General features: G+C 33.2%; 1 protein-coding gene. It reads left to right on the top strand.

Translation table 11 applies throughout. The annotated features are described in order from the left end of the window. The coding region (locus IC220_RS06435) for a tetratricopeptide repeat protein (RefSeq protein ID WP_188153650.1) at positions 1-3,533 on the top strand (3,533 nt) is incomplete at both ends.

The following is a 3,533-nucleotide window of genomic DNA, read 5'->3' as shown; positions in this document are numbered from 1 at the left end:
TGGCCATAGGAAAGTACTAACTGATGGAGATATAAAAAATATTGAAAAGCTTGTTGGTAATTTGCTTGTATTTGATCAGAAGGAAGAAATGCTGAGGTTAGCAAGCGAGGAAAGTTTGAATGGAAATACTCTGAAGCTCATCAAAGAATTAAAAACTACTGCTCAATCAAAGGGCCTAGAGGCTGATAGTTATAGATTTAACATTAAAGTTAAGAATTTTCCTAGAGATACATTGTTTTTTGATGATGAAGATAGAACTAATATTAAAGAGTTCTTAAGTAAGTTGGAAATTTTCACAGGTCAAGCTAGTGATCCGGAGTTAAGAGAGATCATTAAAGATGAGATAAGAAATTTGTATAAATTAGCTGGAGAAGAGGTTGAAGAGAATTTTCTCAAGGTAAGAGATAAAGCAGAAAAGTTTTGGAGGAAAGGTGATTATTCTTTAGAAAAGGATGATGATTTTTTTCCAAATATAGTTAAGTTTAACATTGAATTTAATGTAAAAGAACCGGTTGCATCATTTATTGGAAGGGTTCAACAATTAAAGGATTTACACACAACGTTAACAGAGTTAACAGAGGAAAGAAAAACAGTTGTAGCTGGTCTTGGTGGTGTAGGTAAGAGTGAATTGGCTAGAAAGTATATCAGTGAATATAGCAAAAATTATGACAATAATATTATATGGATAAATGCTGAAAGCTATCAAACTCTTGCTGAATCTTTTCTTAGGTTAGCTCAGGATAAGTTAAAAATTAATGTGATAGGTAGGGATATAAAGTCCATTGTTGAAGATGTATATGTTTTTTTTTCAAAGAGAAAGAATCTTTTTATTTTTGATAATACTGAAAAGCTTAGAACTCAAGATGATGGTGATGAAGGTATAGATAAATTTTTACCGTCTTTGCCTTCTAATGCTAATAAACCCTATATCCTTATCACTTCTCGTAATCAGAGTTGGGGAAATATAAAAAGATTATCATTAGAAACATTTACCCAAGCAGAATCTATAGAGTTTATTAAAAAGGCTTTAAAAATAGAAGATAATGCGCAAAATCAGGGTATAGCGAGATTAGCAGAAACATTACAGCATTTTCCATTAGCTTTACAACAAGCAGTAGCGTATATAGCAGTAAAAGATGAGGTATTAAGAAATGTAGGTTCGGAATTTAAGATCAGTGATTACCTAAAGAGTTATGAGGAAAAAACTAAGGAGCTTCTCAAATTTCAGTTTCCAGAAGATAGTGATAATATCTACACTAAAACAACATTTATAACGTGGAAGGTTACTTTAGATGGCATAAAACAAAAAGAAAATGGTGACAAAGCCATAGAGATCCTAAACATTATATCCTACTTTGCTCCTGAAAATATTTCTACGAACATGTTCTTAAGCTTAATCAAAAATCAGGAAGATTTAGGATCCGCAGTTCATTTATTGAAGCAGTATTCAATGGTCAGTTCAGGACAAGAGCAAACAACACTCAACATCCATAGGTTAGTACAGCAAGTAACAAGAATAAAACTAACAGAACAAAATAAAGCAGAGATTATAGATAAGGCTTTTTACTTACTAAAAGAAAATTTTCCTTATGGTAGTGATAGATCAGAAGATTATCAAAGGAAACAGAAGTTATTACCACATTTAGAAGCATTTTTGTCACATTTGGATGATTGGTTGGCAAGAAAACCTGAAGATAAACAGAAAATAGAAACAAGCTATCTTGAAGAATTATTAATATTGATGGCTCATGGATATGCAAACTTTGGTGATTATAGAAGAATGAAGGGGTTGCTTGAACGGGCTTTAAAAATCAAAGAGGAACATTTTCTTTATGGTCCTGATCATGTTGAAATTGCTAGAACACTTGTAAACTTAGGAACCGCTTATGAGGGTTTAGGTAATTATAATGAACAAAAGGGGTTGCTTGAACGGGCTTTAAAAATCAAAGAGAAATATTATGGTCCTGATCATGTTGAATTTGCTGGAACACTTGCAAACTTAGGAAACGCTTATGGGGCTTTAGGTGATTATCATAAACAAAAGGAGTTGCTTGAACAGGCTTTATCTATCTTTCGAGAACATTATGGTTCTAATCATGTTGAAATTGCTATAACACTTGCAAACTTAGGAAGCGCTTATGGGGATTCAGGTAATCCTAATAAACAAAAGGAGTTGCTTGAACAGGCTTTACCTATCTTTCAAGAACATTATGGTCCTGATCATGTTGAAACTGTTAAAATGCTTGCAAACTTAGGAAACGCTTATGGGGCTTTAGGTAATCCTAATAAACAAAAGGAGTTGCTTGAACAGGCTTTACCTATCTTTCAAGAACATTATGGTCCTGATCATGTTAGAACTGCTAAAATGCTTGTAAACTTAGGAAACGCTTATGGGGCTTTAGGTAATCCTAATAAAGAAAAGGAGTTGCTTGAACAGGCTTTAGAAATCGATGAGAAACATTATGATTCTGATCATGTTGAAATTGCTAAAACACTTGTAAACTTAGGAACCGCTTATAGGGATTCAGGTGATTATCCTAAACAAAAGGAGTTGCTTGAACGGGCTTTACCTATCTTTCAAAAACATTATGGTCCTGATCATGTTAGAACTGCTAAAATGCTTGTAAACTTAGGAAACGCTTATGAGGGTTTAGGTGATTATCCTAAACAAAAGGAGTTGCTTGAACGGGCTTTACCTATCTTTCAAAAACATTATGGTCCTGATCATGCTCATTACTTAGACGTTGTTAATCTTTTTCAACAAAATAGGGCAAATATAGAATTATTTACTCAAGCAAAAAGAGATCTACAAAATGTTGAAGATTATATAAAAAGAGGTATAGTTGTTAACTCTAAAGACGAGTATGGTTGTACATTATTACACTATGCAGCACAAAAAGGTCACAAGGAGGTGGTTGAGGTTTTATTGAATAACAAGGCTGATGTTAATGCTAAGACTACTGATAAAGGTAACACACCACTACACATAGCTGTTTCTAAGGGTAATGATGAAATTGTTAAAATTTTATTACAACATGCTAGCAAACTTAATGTTATAAAAGATTTTATCAATGCTCAAACGACTATTAAAGGTACCACGGCACTACATCTTGCTGCTGAGAAAGGTAATTTACATGTTGTGAAATTGTTACTAGAAAATGGTGCTGTTGTTAATATTAAAAATAGTGCAGGAGGTACTCCATTGCAGGTAGCAGAACCCCAATCTGAAGTTGGGAAGTTACTTGACATTATCGATAAACTATTTCAAGCTGTTCAAGATGAAAAAGAGGATGAAGTTCGTTCTCTATTACAAGAAAAAAAACAGAATGATGGGCTTAAAGCGATTTTGAATGCTAGAAACACTGATAATAAAACACCTCAAGAAGTTGCTAGTATTAATAGCGATATTGAAAAATTGCTTAGAGAAAAATTAAGAGTTGTTCAATCTCCTAATCAGCAGAAAGAAGCTGCACATCAAGAAGGTGAGATTTCAGCTAAGGAATGCCTACCAAGCACAAGTCATAGGAAGAAAA

This window comes from Wolbachia endosymbiont of Pentalonia nigronervosa (genome assembly GCF_014534705.1).
In the GTDB taxonomy this organism is placed as follows: Bacteria; Pseudomonadota; Alphaproteobacteria; order Rickettsiales; family Anaplasmataceae; genus Wolbachia.
The sequence above is the reverse complement of the archived record's forward strand: the minus strand, read 5'-3'. Positions and strand labels throughout refer to the sequence as shown.